Here is a 16,287-nt window from a genome sequence, read left to right on the forward strand (position 1 = left end):
TATGGGTGATCGGAAGCGATCAGTATGCGGTGCGCCGCGCGCGCCGCGACAGGCGCAATTGCGCGCGGCGCGCACGCAAGCGTACCGGAATTTCAACCAGGACGGTTTCGCATCCAGTCGGCCGTGTCGTAGAACGAGTGCATCAGGCGCTCGCGCAGCGGCTCGTCGAGCCCCGCGTCCTCCATCGCCCACGCGATGCAGCGCAGCCACTGGTCGCGCTCGGACGACGCGATCGGAAACGGCAGATGCCGCGCGCGCAGCCGCGGATGGCCGAAGCGCTCGATGTAGTGATCGGGGCCGCCAAGCCAGCCGCACAGGAACCAGAACAGCTTGTCGCGCGAGCCGTCGAGCGTCGGCGGATGCAGCGCGCGAATCCCGGCGAATTCGGGCTCGAGATCCATCAGGTCGTAAAAACGGTCGACGAGCTCGCGCACGCGCGCCTCGCCGCCCACGAGTTCGAACGCCGTCGGCTGCGACGGCGCGTCATCGGTTACATCGGTCATACGGAATCGGTCAAATGAAACGAACAAGGAAAAAACGAGCAGGGAAAACGAGAGGCCGACCGCGCGAAGATAATGCGTGCGCGCGATTCATGCATCGCGCAACGATTGCAGCACCGGGCGGCGCAGCACGCCGCGCAGGCCGAGCCACCCCGCCGCGCCCGCGCATGCGACGCCCGCCGCGATGCCGGCCGGCACGAGCCACGGGTTGGGCGCGAGCTGGAAATCGAACACCCGCGACGCGAGCACCGCGCCGACCGCGAGCGCGCCCGCCGCCGCCATCGCGCCCGCGAGCACGCCGACGACGATGAACTCCGCGCGCTGCACGGCGATCACCTGCGCGCGCGACGCGCCGAGCGCGCGCATCAGCGCGGCCTCGCGCACGCGCTCGTCGCGCGAGCCCGCGAGCGCCGTGTACAGCACGAGCACGCCCGCCGCGAGCGTGAAGCCGAACAGGAACTGCACCGCGCCGATCACCTGCAGCAGCACGCGCTCGAGCTGCGCGAGGATCGGCGCGACGTCGATCGCCGTCAGGTTCGGATACTGGGCGATCAGGCCGTCGAGCACGCGCTGCCGGGCGGACGGCAGATGGAAACTCGTGATGTAGGTCGCCGGAAAATCGCGCAGCGCGGCGGGCGGCATCAGCACGAAGAAGTTCACGCGGAACGTGCCCCAATCGAGCTTGCGCACGCTCGTCACGGGCGCGTCGACGGTCAGGCCCGTCACGTCGAAGCGCAGCGTGTCGCCGGGCTTCACGCCGAGCGTCTTCGCGAGCCCCGCCTCGATCGAGATCTGCGGCGCGTTCGTCGCGCCGAACCAGTCGCCCGCGACGATCCGGTTGTCGCCCGGCAACTGCGTCGTGTACGACAGGTTGAATTCGCGATCGACGAGGCGGCGCGCATCGTCGCTCTTGTAGTCGTCCGGATTCACCGGCTTGCCGTTCACCGACAGCAGCCGCCCGCGCACCATCGGCGACAGCGCCGGATTCGCGATGCCGTTCGCCGCGAGATAGCGGACGACGTCGTCGCGCTGGTCGGGCTGGATATCGATCAGGAACTGGTTCGGCGCGTCGGGCGGCGTCGACTGCCGCCAGCCGGCGACGAGATCGTTGCGCGTGATCGCGATGAGGAGCAGGCACATCAGGCCGAGCGCGAGCGCGGTGATCTGCAGCGCGCTCGCGGCGCCGCGCCGGTCGAGCGAGGCGAGCGCGTAGCGCCAGCCGAGCCCCGCCGCGACGCGGCCGTCGCGCACGAGCCGCGCGGCCGCGAAGAGCGCGAGCCGCGCGACGAGCGCGAACAGCACGAGGCTGCCCGCGAAGCCGCCTGCGACGATGAGGCCGAGCGTCAGGTTGCCCGCCGCTGCGATGAGCAGCGCCGCGAAGAGCGCGATGCCCACGGCGTAGCCCGCCCACGCGACGCGGCCCGCGTCGCCCCACTCGCGGCGCAGCACCCGCACGGGCGGCACGCGCGTCAACGGCGCGAGCGGCGGCAGCGCGAAGCCGAGCAGCAGCACGAGCCCCGTCGCGACGCCGATCGCCGCCGGCCACACGGAAGGCGGCGGCAGCACGACGTCGATCAGGCTGCCGAGCGCGTACAGCAGCACGAGATGGCCGGCGTAGCCGAGCGCCGCGCCCGCGAGGCCGCCGACGACGCCGAGCAGCACGAATTCGATCGCGAACAGCGCCGACAGCGTGCGGCGGCTCGCGCCGAGGCAGCGCATCGCCGCGCAGCCGTCGAGATGGCGGCGCATGTAGCGCTGCGCGGACATCGCGATCGCGACGGCCGCGAGCAGCGCCGTCAGGAGCGCGACGAGCGTGAGGAAATGGCGGGCGCGGTCGAGCGTCTGCCGCACCTGCGGCTGGCCTTCCTGCAGCGATTCGAGCGCGACGCCGCGCAGCTTGCCGCCGTCGACGCGCGCATGCGCGTAGCGCGCGAAGCGTTCGACAGCCGCGTCGTCGCCCGCGACGAGGAGGCGATACGTGACGCGGCTGCCGTAGCCGGTGAGCCCCGTCGACTCGAGCTCGTCCGCGCGCAGCATCACGCGCGGCGAGAAATTGACGAACGAGAAGCCGCGATCGAGCTCGCGGGTGATCGCCGCGCCGACCGTGAACGTGCGGCCGCCGACGCGCAGCGCGTCGCCGACTTTCAGATGCAGCGCGTCGAGGAGCGACGGGTCGACCCACACGGTGCCCGAAGCCGGGATCGAGCCGGCGGAATGGCCGGGCGCATTGGCGTCGGGCGCGATCTCGACCGCGCCGCGCAGCGGGTAGCCGGCCGACACGGCCTTCACGGCCGCGAGCCGCACGGGCGGCATTGCGTTCGCGTCGGATTCGGCGGCGGGCGGATTGGGCGCGCCGACCATGCTCGGGAAGATCGCGGTCGTCGCGACCGACAGGCCGAGCGCGCGCGCTTCGAGGGCGAACGCCGGATCGACCGGATGATCGGCCCGCACGACGAAGTCCGCGCCGAGCATCCGGCGCGCGTCGCGCTCGAGCCCTTGGCGCAGCCTGTCGGCAAGAAAGCCGACGCTAGTGAGCGCCGCGACGGCGAGCACGAGCGCGAGCGCAACGAGCGTCAGCTCGCCCGCGCGCCAGTCGCGCAGCGTCATCCGCCCCGCCTGGCGCAGCAGGTCGACGAGGCCGAAGCGGCGGCCGGCCGGCATCGCTTTGCCCGCCGCCGTCAATCGCGCTTGCTCCCGATCGAATTCAGCCTCGACACCATGTGGTTCGCCATCCCGCGAAAACCGCCCGACACGCCGCGCCACAGCCGCGGCAGCGCCCACGCGGAAAACGCGAGAAAGCCGATCATCAGCGCGATGAACAAGAGCGGCACGAAGAAGGCGAGCGCGAGCCCGCCGACCGCGAGCCCGTCTTCGGTCGTCGACGCGATCCAGTTCGAGATCGGTTCCGGCGACAGGTTGATGAGCGCGCGCGTGCCCGCCTTCGCGATGTGCGCGGAGCCGGCGAGCGTGCCGCCCGCGAGGCCGGCGATCACGAGGAGCGTCGGATCGGCGTGGCCGAGCGAGCCCGCCGCGAGCACGGCGCCCGCGGGAATCCGGATGAACGTGTGGACCGCGTCCCATAGCGAATCGAACGCGGGGATCTTGTCGGCGAGGAATTCGGCGATCGCGAGCGCGGCGGCCGCGCCGATCACCCATGGCGAGGTCAGCACCGCGAGCGTATCGGGCAGATGAATGAGACCGGCGCGCGCGAACACCCCCGCGATCAGCACGGTGAGATAGAGGCGCAGGCCGCTCGCCCACGCGAGCCCCGCGCCGAGCGAAATGGCTTCGACCATGTGCCGCCTCCTTGCGCAATGCGCGCGGGTCGAGGGCGGACTGCGCCCGACGCCGGGCGAAGCGGCCCATCGACCCGCCGGCCCCGCCGATTCGCGCACGGCGGCGGGACATTGTCAGATGGATTCCGCTTCATTATAGACGCGCGACGCGCGCAACCGCGACGCGCCGCCCCGGGCGACCCCGCGCGCTCAGCCGGCCGACGACAGCTTCAGGCCGACGAGCCCGACGACGATCAGCGACGCGCTCGCGATGCGTGCGAGCGTCACCGCTTCGCCGAGCATCACGATTCCGAAAATGAACGCGCCGACAGCGCCGATGCCCGTCCAGACCGCATACGCGGTGCCGAGCGGCAGCTCGCGCATCGCGACGGCGAGAAGCCCGAAGCTGCCGAGCGCGGTGACGATCGTGAAAACGGAGGGACCGAGACGCGTGAAGCCCTCGGACGATTTGAGACCGGCCGCCCACGCAACTTCGAGCAGACCGGCGACGAGAAGCCACAGCCAAGGCATGCGGAGACTCTCCATGAGTCAAATGGGGTCGTCCCCGTTGTACATCGACGGCCCGGGGTCGTCCCCAGGCGGCGAAAGTATAACAAGAGGCTTACAGCCGCGCTGGCCGGGCCTTCGGGCCGAGAAGCCGGCGCGCGCCGCGTGCCCGTCGCGCCGGCCGCATCACTTCGGCTCGGGCTTCCGGCCATGCTGCGCGATCGGCCAGCCGTGCGCGTCGAGCTGCACGCAGCGGTCGTCGCGGTAGAGCACCCATTCGTCGCATTCGCGCCCGTCCTTGAACACGCAGATCCCGAACTGACCCCGCGGGCCGTCGTGGATCACCACCTTGCCGCCGAGCTTTTCGCAATTCACCGACGCCGGATTGGCGAGCGCCGTCGACCGATTCGACGGCAGCGGCTGCGCGAGCGCCGCCGCGGCGCCGATGCCCAATGCGCAACCGCACAGTAGACGGGCGAGCATGACTGACCTCCTCGTTGTGGTTGTCGAGCGCTCAGCATAAGAGAAAAACGCGCGCGGCGGCGTGAGGCGCGGCCGACGCCGCACTCGGTTCGGGCGCCGCGGCCGGCCGGCGGGTACGGCCGGCGGGTACGGCCGGCGCGGCTTGCGAAGCGAGACGCGGCAAAGCGCGGTGACGCCGCGACGCCGCGACGAGCGATACGGCTCGGCGGCGGGCGTCCGCGACGCCCGCCGCGTCAACCCGCGCCGACGAGCCGGTACCCGACGCCCGTCTCGGTGACGATGTGTTGCGGCTGCGCGGGATCGACCTCGAGCTTCTGCCGCAGGTGCGCCATGTAGATCCGCAGGTAATGGTGGCTCTCGACGTGCGTCGGCCCCCAGACGTCGCGCAGCAGCTGCCGGTGCGTGAGCACGCGGCCCGCGTGCCGCACGAGCGTCGCGAGCAGCCGATACTCGAGCGGCGTCAGATGAACGACCTCGCCGCCGCGCCACACGCGCCGCAGCGCGAGGTCGACGGACACGTCGCCGAACTTCACGAGCGGCGACTCGGCCGCGCCGCCCTGATTGCGCCGCCGCAGATGCGCGCGTATCCGCGCGAGCAGTTCGGACACGCCGAACGGCTTCGTCAGGTAGTCGTCGGCGCCCGCGTCGAGCGCGGCCACCTTCTCTTCCTCGTGCGTGCGCGCCGACAGCACGATCACCGGCATCTCGGACCAGCCGCGCAGCTCGCGGATCACGTCGAGCCCGTCGCCGTCCGGCAGGCCGAGATCGACGATCGCGAGATCGGGCTTGCGCGTCGCGGCTTCGATCAGGCCCTGGCGGCCCGTTTCGGCGTCGAACACGGCGATCCCCTCTTCCTCGAGCGCGCTGCGCACGAAACGGCGGATTTGTTTTTCGTCTTCGATCAGGACGACGGTGACGGTCGGTTCACTCATGATCATGCGGGTGGTCGTTGGATACGGGCGCCGGCGCGCCGTCGTCGCGGCGCGGCGCGGGCGCCGGAGCGGATCGGACGGGCTCGCCGGCGGTAGCGGAGGCGGGCGCGCCGGCCGCGCGTTCGCCGCGTCCGCGTTCATCGGCGACGCGCGCGCCGGCCGCGAGATCGCCCGGCGCGCGCGGCCCGGCGGCGGATTCGCCAATCGCGGCGCCGACCGCGGCGTGGCCTGCGCCGTCGCCCGCGCCGTCGCCTTCGTTCGCTCCGGCGTGCGCCTCTTCGTCGACGACGCCCGGCTCGGGCGGCGGCGTCTCGACCGGCAGCGTGAACCAGAAGCGCGCGCCCTCGATCTTGCCGCCGGGCCCGACCCGGTTGAGCGCGCCGATTTTACCGCCGTGCGCGTCGACGATCGCGCGACAGATCGCAAGCCCGAGGCCGATGCCGGGCGTCGCCGATTCCTTCTCGCCGCGCGTGAATTTCTCGAAGATCCGCGTCTCCATCCCGGCCGGCAGCCCCGGGCCGTGATCGTCGACGAACACGCGCACGAACGGCCGGCCGTCGTCGACGATGCGCTCCGCGCCGATCTCGATCAGCGTATCGAGCGGCGTGTACTTCGCCGCGTTCTCGAACAGGTTCGCGAAGAGCCGCTCCATCAGCACCGCGTCCATCTGCAACAGCGGCAGGTCGGCGGGCAGCCGCACCCGCGCCGGATGGCGCGCGAGCACGCGCTTGCACGCGGCGAGCGCCGCACCGACCGTCTCCTCGAGCAGCGACCACTGGCGCTTGAGCTGCAGGCTGCCCGCCTGCAGCCGCGCCATGTCGAGCAGGTTCGTGACGATCCCCGTCATCCTGAGCGCCTCGTCGTGAATCGCCTCGACGAGCTCGTCCTCGCGCGCGGGCGGGCCGCCGCCACCGCCGTCGTTGCGCAGCGCGCCGCGCGCGTTCGCGAGCATCGACGACAGCCCGACGATCGCCGTGAGCGGCGTGCGCAGATCGTGCGAGATCGCCGACAGCAGCGAGTTGCGCAGCCGCTCGGACTCCATGTTGACGAGCGCGTCGCGCGCGATGTCGACGTAGTGGACGCGCTCGAGCGCGAGCGCGATCTGCGCGGCGAACGCGTCGAGCATCCGCTGCTGCTCGGGCACCTCGAGCTCGTGCGAATCCTTCGTGACGACGGCGAGCACGCCGCGCGTGCGCATCGGCGCCTTCAGCGGCAGATAGAGCGCGGCGGCGGCGGGCAGCGTGTCGGTGCCGTGGCCCGCCGGCTTCTGCTGGTCGTACACCCATTGGCCGACGTCGATGTCGAGCGCCGCGCCCGTGATCGTCACCGTCTCGTCGGGATTCTCGATCTTTTGCTGGACCTTGTCGCCGCTGTCGGGCAAGAGGATCGCGACGTGCGCGCGGAACACCTCGGACACGTGCCGGCTGCCGATCTCGACGATCTGCTCGGCCGTCAGCGCCGCCGCGAGCTCGCGCGCCATCGCGTACATCGCGCTCGTGCGCCGCTCGCGACGGTGCGCGATATACGCGCCGCGCGTGAGGCTCGACGTCAGATGGCTGATCACGAGCGACGTGAGCAGCATCCCGAAGAAGGTCAGCAGATACTGCGTGTCCGACACGGAGAACGACATCCGCGGCGGCACGAAGAAGAAATCGAACGCGGCGACCGACAGGAACGACTGCACGACGCCCGGCCCGCGCCCGAGGCGCACCGCCGAGAACACGACGCCGAGCAGGTACAGCATCACGAGGTTGGTCAGGTCGAGCTGGTTGTGCAGCAGGTTCGCGACGACCGTGATCAGCGCGCAGATCGTCGCCGCGTAGCCGTAGTTGCGCGGCGGCGAGCGGCCGTCGATGACGCTCGAGAACGCATCGCGCCACGCGCGCGCGCCGGCATCGAGCGGCGTGCGCGCGTCCTCGCTCGCCGACGCGCGGATCAGCATCAGGTCGACGTCGCCCGAGCGCTCCGCGAGCTGCTCGCCGAACGGACGCGAGAGGTGGCGCCGGAAGCCGCTCTTCGACGAGCCGCCCGCGACGATCTTCGACACGTTGCGCACCTGCGCATAGCCGATCAGCGCGGCGACCGCGTCCGCGCCCGTCAGCGTCGCCGTCTCGGCGCCGAGCTCCGCCGCGAGCTTCAATGCGTTGAGCGTGCGCTGCCTGACCGTGTCCGGCAGCCGCGCGAGCCGCGGCGTCTCGACGTACACGGCGAGCCAGTCGGCCTTCAGGCTCGCGGCGAGGCGCGCGGCCGCCCGCACGAGCGTCGGCGCCTCGGGGCCGGGGCCGACGCACACGAGCAGGCGCTCGCGGGCCTGCCAGATCCGCTGGATCGAGCGGTCCGCGCGGTACTCGCGCATCTGCGCGTCGACGCGGTCCGCCGTGCGGCGCAGCGCGAGCTCGCGCAGCGCGATCAGGTTGCCCTTGCGGAAGAAGTTGCGCACCGCCCGCTCGGCCTGCTGCGCCATGTAGACCTTGCCTTCGCGCAGCCGGCTCAGCAGCTCCTCGGCGGGCAGGTCGACGAGCGTGACTTCGTCGGCGACGTCGAACACGCGATCGGGCACGGTTTCCCACACGCGGATGCCCGTGATCGCGCCGACCACGTCGTTCAGGCTCTCGAGATGCTGGACGTTGACGGTCGTGTAGACGTCGATGCCCGCGTCGAGCAGCTCGTACACGTCCTGCCAGCGCTTCAGGTGCCGCGCGCCCGGCACGTTCGAGTGCGCGAGCTCGTCGACGAGGACGAGCTGCGGGCGGCGCGCGAGCGCCGCGTCGAGATCGAATTCGCCGAGCGTGCGGCCGCGGTATTCGATCTGCGCGAGCGGCAGCACGTCGAGCCCGTCGACGAGCGACGCCGTTTCGCTGCGGCCGTGCGTCTCGACGATGCCGACGACGACGTCGACGCCTTCCTGCTTGCGCGCGCGCGCAGCCAGCAGCATCGCGTAGGTCTTGCCGACGCCCGCCGACGCGCCGAAGAAGATCTTCAGCTTGCCGCGCTGCTGCTTTTCCTCTTCCCGCTGGATCTTGTCGAGAAGCTGGTCAGGATCGGGACGGTTCATGCGAGGCCAAGGTCTCCGGTTGGCGGCTGAAATTCATTGTCGTTCCAAAACGCCCAAAAAGGAAAGGACGACGCCGAGGCGGCGTCGTCCGGATGCCGTGGCGGCAAAGGCGGCGTTCCCACGCCACCGCCTTTGCCGCGCTCGCGGCGCGCGGCCTTGCGGACGGCGCGGCGCTCCCGGGCGTCTCGCGTCAATGCGCGGCCTGCGCGGCATCGAGCGCGAGGTTCAGCTTCAGCACGTTCACGCGCGGCTCGCCGAGCACGCCGAACTGGCGGCCCGCGGTGCTGTCCTCCACGAGCCGCCGCACGTCGGCTTCCGGCATCTTGCGCGCGTGCGCGATCCGCGCGACCTGGTAGTCGGCCGCGGCCGGGCTGATCTCCGGATCGAGGCCGCTCGCCGACGCCGTCACGAGATCGACGGGCACGGGCTTCGACAGATCGGTGCCCGCCGCCTTCAGCGCGTCGAGCCGTCCTTTCACCTGATCCTTGAGCGAAGGATTGAGCGGCCCGAGGTTCGAGCCGCCCGAGCCCGTCGCGTTGTACGGCATCGGGCTCGTCGCGGACAGGCGGCCCCAGAAGTACTGCGGCGCATCGAACTGCTGGCCGATCAGCGCGGAGCCGACGACCAAGCCGTCCTTCTCGATGAGGCTGCCGTTCGCCTGCGACGGGAACACGGCCTGGCCGAAGACCGTCATCACGGCCGGATACGCGAGCCCCGTCACGGCGACCAGCACGGCGAACACGACGATGAGCGGACGAAACAGTGATTTCATGGCGATGTTCCTTTAAACCCAGCCGAGGGCGGCGAGCACGACGTCGATCAGCTTGATGCCGACGAACGGCACGAGAATCCCGCCCAAGCCGTAGACGAGCAGATTGCGGCGCAGCAGCGACGCGGCGCCGAGCGCGCGGTAGCGCACGCCCTTCAGCGCGAGCGGAATCAAGAGCACGATGATGAGCGCGTTGAAGATCACGGCCGACATGATCGCCGACGCGGGCGTCGCGAGATGCATCACGTTCAGCGCGTTCAGCTGCGGATAGGTCGTCGCGAACGCGGCCGGGATGATCGCGAAGTACTTCGCGATGTCGTTGGCGATCGAGAACGTCGTGAGCGAGCCGCGCGTCATCAGCATCTGCTTGCCGATCTCGACGATCTCGATCAGCTTGGTCGGATTCGAGTCGAGGTCGACCATGTTGCCCGCTTCCTTCGCCGCCTGCGTGCCCGAGTTCATCGCGACCGCGACGTCCGCCTGCGCGAGCGCCGGCGCGTCGTTCGTGCCGTCGCCCGTCATCGCGACGAGCCGGCCCGCCGCCTGATGCTCGCGGATCGTCGACAGCTTCGCCTCGGGCGTCGCTTCCGCGAGGAAGTCGTCGACGCCCGCTTCCGCCGCGATCGCCGCGGCCGTCAGCCGGTTGTCGCCCGTCACCATCACGGTCTTGATGCCCATCTTGCGCAGCTCGGCGAAGCGCTCCTTGATGCCGCCCTTCACGATGTCCTTCAGCTCGATCACGCCGAGCACGCGCGCGACGTCCCGGCCGGCCGCATCGGCGTATTTCTCCGCGACGACGAGCGGCGTGCTGCCGCGGCGCGCGACGTCCGTCACCGTGTTCGCCACTTCGGCCGGAAAGCGGCCGCCGTTCGCCTCGACGTACTTCTTCACCGCGTCGGCCGCGCCCTTGCGAATCTCGCGGCCCGGCGCCCCGGAGGAAGTCCCGTGGGGGGACAGGTCGACGCCGCTCATCCGCGTCTGCGCGGAGAACGACAGGAACACCGCGTGCAGCGAGCCCATGTCGCGCTGGCGGATGTTGAAGCGCTCCTTCGCGAGCACGACGATGCTGCGGCCCTCCGGCGTCTCGTCGGCGAGCGACGACAACTGCGCCGCGTCGGCGAGCATCACTTCGGTCACCTCCGGCGCCGGCAGGAACGTCGACGCCTGGCGGTTGCCGAGCGTGATCGTGCCGGTCTTGTCGAGCAGCAGCACGTCGACGTCGCCCGCCGCCTCGACCGCGCGGCCCGACGTCGCGATCACGTTCGCCTGCATCATCCGGCTCATCCCGGCCACGCCGATCGCGGACAAGAGGCCGCCGATCGTCGTCGGGATCAGGCACACGAGCAGCGCGACGAGCGCGGTGATCGTCACGACGTGGCCCGCCTTCATCGCTTCGACGGAGAACATCGAGAACGGCAGGAGCGTCGCGGTCGCGAGCAGCATCACGATCGTCAGCGCGACGAGCAGGATCGTCAGCGCGATCTCGTTCGGCGTCTTCTTGCGCTTCGCGCCTTCGACCATCGCGATCATCCGGTCGAGGAACGCTTCGCCCGGGTTCGCCGTCACCTGGACGACGATCCAGTCGGACAGCACGCGCGTGCCGCCCGTCACCGACGAGAAGTCGCCGCCCGACTCGCGGATCACGGGCGCCGATTCGCCGGTGATCGCCGATTCGTCGACCGACGCGACGCCTTCGATCACCTCTCCGTCGGCGGGAATCGTGTCGCCCGCCTCGACGAGCACGACGTCGCCGCGGCGCAGATCCGACGCCGTCGTGATGCGCACGGGCGACTTCGGATGCGGCTCGTTGAGCTTCTTCGCCATCACGTCCTTCTTCGCGCTGCGAAGCGACGCGGCCTGCGCCTTCGAGCGGCCCTCGGCGAGCGCCTCGGCGAAATTCGCGAACAGCACGGTGAACCACAGCCACAGCGTGACCGCGAGAATGAAGCCCGCGGGCGCCTCGGCCTGCCCCATCAGCGCGGCGATCCAGAGGATCGTCGTCAGGATGCTGCCGACGTACACGCAGAACATCACCGGGTTGCGGAACTGCGTGCGCGGCGTGAGTTTCTTGAACGAATCGACGATCGCCGGGCGCACGAGCGCCGGGTCGAACATCGATCGCGTAGCGGAATGTTGAGTCATTGCAATCCTTCAGATGCGCGTATCCAGTTGCTGGTTGCGCTAGTCCTCTCGTGTCGGCCGCACGTTCAATGCGCGCCGACGAACAGCATCAGATGCTCGACGCCCGGGCCGAGCGCGAGCGCCGGCACGTAGGTGAGCGCGCCGACGAGCAGCACCGTGCCGAGCAGCAGCACGACGAAGAGCGGGCCGTGCGTCGGCAGCGTGCCGCTCGTCGCGGCGATGCGCTTCTTCGCGGCGAGCGAGCCGGCGATCGCGAGCACCGGGACGATCGTGCCGAAGCGGCCGAACCACATCGCGATCGCCGTCATCCAGTTGTAGAACGGCGTGTTGACGGACAGGCCGCCGAACGCGCTGCCGTTGTTGTTCGCGGCCGAGCTGAACGCGTACAGGATCTCCGAGAAGCCGTGCGGGCCCGGGTTCGCGATGCCGGCGCGGCCCGCGGCGGCGAGCACGGCGATCGACGTGCCGACGAGCACGAGGAGCGGCGTGAGCAGCACGACGATCGACACCATCTTCATCTCGTACGACTCGATCTTCTTGCCGACGTACTCGGGCGTGCGGCCGATCATCAGGCCCGCGACGAACACCGCGAGGAGCGCGAACACGAGCATCCCGTAGAGGCCGGAGCCGACGCCGCCGAAGATCACTTCGCCCAACTGCATCAGGAGCATCGGCACGAGGCCGCCGACGGGCGTCAGCGAATCGTGCATCGCGTCGACCGCGCCGCACGACGCGGCCGTCGTCGCGACGACGAAAATGCCCGTCTGCGCGATGCCGAAGCGCGTTTCCTTGCCTTCCATGTTGCCGCCCGCCTGCAGCTCGCTCGGCGCCTGATCGACGTTCAGCGCGGCGAGCACGGGCGTGCCGCCCTGCTCCGCGCTCGTCTCGACGCCGATCGCGATCGCGAGCGCGACCGTCATCGCGGCGAGCACCGCGACGCCCTGCCGGCGATCGCCGATCACGCTGCCGAACACGAGGCAAAGCGCGGCCGGAATGATCAGGATCGAGAAGATCTGCAGGAAGTTCGAGAACGGCGTCGGGTTCTCGTACGGATGCGCGGAGTTGCCGTTGAAGAAGCCGCCGCCGTTCGTGCCAAGCATCTTGATCGCTTCCTGCGAAGCAACAGGGCCCATCGCGAGCGTCTGCGACTTCACGCTCGTTTGCACCGTCACCGGGCTGCCCTTCGCGTCCTTGACGGGATTGCCCTGCGCGTCGAGCTTCGGCGCCGCGTAGGCCGTCGTCTGCAGCGTCGGCACGTCCTGGTACGCCTTCAGGTTCTGGATCACGCCCTGGCTCATCAGGAGCGCGGCGATGATCGCGGCCATCGGCACGAGCACGTAGAACGTCACGCGCGTCACGTCGACCCAGAAGTTGCCGATCGTCTGCGCGGTATGGCGGGCGAAGCCGCGGATCAACGCGATCACGACGACGATGCCCGTCGCCGCCGACAGGAAGTTCTGCACGGTCAGGCCGAGCATCTGCGTCAGATAGCTGACGGTCTGCTCGGGCGTGTAGTCCTGCCAGTTCGTGTTCGTGACGAACGAGACGGCGGTGTTGAACGCGCCGTCGACCGTCATCGGGCCGAAGCCTTGCGGATTGGCCGGCAGCAGGCCCTGCACGCGCAGCAGCGCGTAGAGGAACAGCACGCCGAGCGCATTGAACGCGATCGTCGCGACCGCGTACTGCTTCCAGCCCATCTCGGCCTGCGGATCGACGCCCGCGATTCGGTAGAGCACGCGCTCGAGCGGGCCGAATACGCGCACGACGGCCGACGAGCCGTCCATCACGCGCGTCAGATAACGCGCGACCGGCACCGCGGCCGCGATCAGGACGACGATGAAAAGCGCCGCCTGCAACAGATCGTTCGCGTTCATTCGATGTCCTCCGCGCGCAGCAGCGCGTAGACGAGATACGCGAACAGCAGGAACGTCGACGCCCCCGCCAACCACAACATCCAGCTCATGAACGCCCCCCGCGACCGTATTGCGCAAGCTTCTCGCAACCGGCGATCAGCGCGAGTATCAACCCGGTGAAAAGCGCCAGACCGCCTATGTAAACCGCATCCATTTTTGTTTCTCCGTGTTCCAAATCGAACCGGTGAAACGTTAGAGGATCGCGTGTAAAGGGCAGGTCAAAGGTTCGAAGGGGGGTGTAAAAAACGCGTAAACATCGACGCGCGCGCAGCCGGCGCGCTGCGCTCCATCCAGCGTCGGCAGGCGCGGAGCGCCTTCCGGCCGACCGCCGTCCCGCGCATGGCGCTGCCGCATGCAATGGCGCGGCGGCCGAGCGCGGGAGCCGCGTGAATAGCGTCGTGAAGCTGCTCGCTCCCGTAGCCGAGTTCGAGCGCCGTGTGCGTGATCGGCATGACCGACGGGCCGCGCGCGAGCGCGTCGACCACACGCACGACGCGCAAGCGCTCTCGCCGGCGGCCGAACGTCATCCTCCGTTTCCGCGCTGAAAAGGTGCGTCAGCGAGCGCGAGCTCGCGTGCGCGGCGTCGGCGCGCGCCGATGCCGGCGCACGCGCGCCCGCGTGGTCAAGGCACCAGGATCGTCGACCCCGTCGTGCGCCGCGCCTCGAGATCGCGGTGCGCCTGCGCGACGTTCTCGAGCGGATAGCGCTGCTGGATGCTCGTCTTCACGCGTCCCGACGTGAGCACGTCGAACAACTCGGCCGCGTTGCGATCGAGATCCTCGCGCTTCGCGATGTACGAGAACAGCGTCGGCCGCGTGAAGAACAGCGAGCCGCGCGACGAGAACGCCTTCGAGTCGATCGGCGGCAGCGGCCCGGACGCGTTGCCGAAGCTGACGAAAAGCCCGAGCGGCGCGAGACAGTCGAGCGAGCCGACGTACGTGTCCTTGCCGATCGAGTCGTAGACGACCGGCACGCCCGCGCCGTTCGTGATTTCCTTCACGCGTTCGGTGAAGTTCTCGCGCGTATAGACGATCGGATGATCGCAGCCGTGCGACTTCGCGAGCGCGGCCTTCTCGTCGGAGCCGACCGTGCCGATCACCGTCGCGCCGAGCGCCTTCGCCCACTGGCAGACGAGGAGGCCGACGCCGCCCGCCGCCGCGTGGATCAGGATCGTGTCGCCCGGCTTGACCGGATACGTGCGGCGCAACAGATACTGCGCGGTCAGGCCCTGCAGCATCGCCGACGCCGCGTCGTCGTAGCCGATGCCGTCCGGCAGCTTGACGAGCTTCGCGGCGGACAGCACGCGCTCCTGCGCGTAAGCGCCCGGCGGCTGCGCGACGTAGGCGACGCGGTCGCCCGGCTTGAGCGTCGTCACGCCGTCGCCGATTTCCGTGACCTCGCCCGCCGCCTCCATGCCGAGGCCGCCCGGCAGCGGCTGCGGGTAGAGGCCGGTGCGGAAATAGACGTCGATGTAGTTGAGGCCGACCGCGTGCTGCTTGATGCGGACTTCGCCCGGCTGCGGCGCGCCGACGTCGACGTCGACCCACTTCATGACTTCCGGTCCGCCCGGCTGGTCGTATCGAATTGCCTTCGGCATGCTGGCTCCTCCTGGTTGCGTTGAGCGTTGAGTTCGGAATCGGCTGGCGCGCCCGGGCGATGCGCGGGCGCGCGAAATACGTGGACGAGCGCGCCCGCCGTCCGCGGCCGGCGAGCGGAACGGCTCGCGCGCGCCGCGCGACGTCGCCGCCGTCGGCGCGCTTGCGTCGCGCCGCACGATTGTCGCGCGTTGCGAGAACTCTTGCAGGGCTTGGCTTCGATGCGGGGTCGATGCGGGATCGAAATGGAAAGCGGCCGAACCGCGATGGCGGACGGCGAACGGCGCCGCGCGACGCGACGCCACGGCAACCGCGCCGGCGCGCGTTCAGCGAACGGCAGCGCGGCCGAACCGCGACGGCAATGCCGCAGGACAGGAAAGCGGCGGCGCGCCCGACGCGCCACGGCAACCGCGCCGAAAGAGAACGACTCGCCCAAGAAACGAAGGCGACGTTGCCGAAAGGCTGCCGCGCGCCCGGAAAGCACCGAGCGCCGAGCGGCCGTCGCGCCCGCCGATGTCGTCCGCCGCATGCGCCCGGCCCATCGCCCCCGCTAGCGCCGTCGCGCCCGCCCAGGCCCGATCCCGGCCGCGCCGGATCGTCCGCTCGCGGCGCGGCGCGCCGCGCCGCTCACGCCTTCGCCGCGAGCCGGCGCGTCAGGTCGTCGAGCAGCATGCGCGCCGTCGCGACGTTGGTCGCGACCGGCACGTCGTGCACGTCGCACGCGCGCACGAGCGCGGTGATGTCCGGATCGTGCGGCTGCGCGGTCATCGGATCGCGCAGGAAGATCACGACGTCGACGCGCCCGTCCGCGAGCTCCGCGCCGATCTGCAAGTCGCCGCCGAGCGGCCCCGACAGCTTGCGCTCGACCTCGAGCCCGAGCGCCTGCGCGATCCGTCCGCCCGTCGTGCCCGTCGCGACGAGCCGGCATTGCGCGAGCGTCGGCCGGTATGCGCCCGCGAGCGCGACGATTTCGTCCTTCTTCGCATCGTGCGCGATCAGCGCAATGCGGGGTGTGCTCATCTGCGAATCCTTTTTTGCTGATCTATCGATGCGGGTCGAGCCCGCGCGCCGCGTGCGGCCGGGCGATGCCGCCCGAACCACGGCCGGCGCGCCCGC

At 70.3% G+C, this 16,287-nt stretch carries 14 protein-coding genes; all 14 read right to left on the reverse strand.

Translation table 11 applies throughout. The annotated features are described in order from the left end of the window. Positions 1 to 92: 92 nt before the first annotated feature. Complete coding sequence (locus tag BG90_RS02060; RefSeq protein WP_010102468.1) at positions 93 to 503, reverse strand: group II truncated hemoglobin; 411 nt, start codon at positions 501 to 503, stop codon at positions 93 to 95. A gap of 87 nt (positions 504 to 590) precedes the next feature. Next, positions 591 to 3,182, reverse strand: a complete 2,592-nt coding sequence (locus BG90_RS02065; RefSeq protein ID WP_010114562.1) for an ABC transporter permease — start codon at positions 3,180 to 3,182, stop codon at positions 591 to 593. Beyond that, positions 3,179 to 3,796, reverse strand: coding sequence for a DUF4126 domain-containing protein (locus tag BG90_RS02070; protein ID WP_010102462.1), 618 nt, complete (start codon positions 3,794 to 3,796; stop codon positions 3,179 to 3,181). Before BG90_RS02070 ends, BG90_RS02065 begins: the two co-directional genes overlap by 4 nt. Positions 3,797 to 3,985: 189 nt before the next feature. Next, positions 3,986 to 4,306, reverse strand: coding sequence for a quaternary ammonium compound efflux SMR transporter SugE (sugE, locus tag BG90_RS02075; protein ID WP_010114561.1), 321 nt, complete (start codon positions 4,304 to 4,306; stop codon positions 3,986 to 3,988). Between the two features lie 162 nt (positions 4,307 to 4,468). Next, on the reverse strand, positions 4,469 to 4,765 hold the full coding sequence (locus BG90_RS02080) for a putative hemolysin (RefSeq protein WP_025989735.1): 297 nt from the start codon (positions 4,763 to 4,765) through the stop codon (positions 4,469 to 4,471). A gap of 233 nt (positions 4,766 to 4,998) precedes the next feature. Beyond that, entirely contained in the window at positions 4,999 to 5,697 is a 699-nt protein-coding gene (kdpE, locus tag BG90_RS02085; protein ID WP_025989734.1) for a two-component system response regulator KdpE, read from the reverse strand. After that, a complete protein-coding gene (locus BG90_RS02090) occupies positions 5,690 to 8,752 on the reverse strand; it encodes a sensor histidine kinase (RefSeq protein ID WP_045568034.1) in 3,063 nt (1,020 codons plus the stop codon). Before BG90_RS02090 ends, kdpE begins: the two co-directional genes overlap by 8 nt. 190 nt (positions 8,753 to 8,942) lie before the next feature. Continuing rightward, positions 8,943 to 9,524, reverse strand: a complete 582-nt coding sequence (gene kdpC, locus BG90_RS02095) for a potassium-transporting ATPase subunit KdpC (RefSeq protein ID WP_010102455.1) — start codon at positions 9,522 to 9,524, stop codon at positions 8,943 to 8,945. A 12-nt stretch (positions 9,525 to 9,536) separates the two neighbouring features. Further along, positions 9,537 to 11,663: a potassium-transporting ATPase subunit KdpB gene (kdpB, locus tag BG90_RS02100; protein ID WP_010114532.1), complete on the reverse strand. Its 2,127-nt coding sequence runs from the start codon at positions 11,661 to 11,663 to the stop codon at positions 9,537 to 9,539. A gap of 65 nt (positions 11,664 to 11,728) precedes the next feature. After that, positions 11,729 to 13,537, reverse strand: a complete 1,809-nt coding sequence (kdpA, locus tag BG90_RS02105; protein ID WP_010114530.1) for a potassium-transporting ATPase subunit KdpA — start codon at positions 13,535 to 13,537, stop codon at positions 11,729 to 11,731. Beyond that, positions 13,534 to 13,626, reverse strand: a complete 93-nt coding sequence (kdpF, locus tag BG90_RS02110; protein WP_004550719.1) for a K(+)-transporting ATPase subunit F — start codon at positions 13,624 to 13,626, stop codon at positions 13,534 to 13,536. Before kdpF ends, kdpA begins: the two co-directional genes overlap by 4 nt. Positions 13,627 to 13,794: 168 nt before the next feature. After that, positions 13,795 to 14,103, reverse strand: coding sequence for a hypothetical protein (locus BG90_RS02120; RefSeq protein WP_010114523.1), 309 nt, complete (start codon positions 14,101 to 14,103; stop codon positions 13,795 to 13,797). 95 nt (positions 14,104 to 14,198) lie between these two features. Beyond that, a complete protein-coding gene (locus tag BG90_RS02125) occupies positions 14,199 to 15,173 on the reverse strand; it encodes a quinone oxidoreductase family protein (protein ID WP_010102449.1) in 975 nt (324 codons plus the stop codon). Positions 15,174 to 15,798: 625 nt separating this feature from the next. Continuing rightward, a complete protein-coding gene (locus BG90_RS02130; RefSeq protein WP_010114521.1) occupies positions 15,799 to 16,191 on the reverse strand; it encodes a methylglyoxal synthase in 393 nt (130 codons plus the stop codon). Positions 16,192 to 16,287: the final 96 nt, after the last annotated feature.

The sequence above is a fragment of the Burkholderia oklahomensis C6786 genome (assembly GCF_000959365.1).
GTDB classification, from domain to species: domain Bacteria; phylum Pseudomonadota; class Gammaproteobacteria; order Burkholderiales; family Burkholderiaceae; genus Burkholderia; species Burkholderia oklahomensis.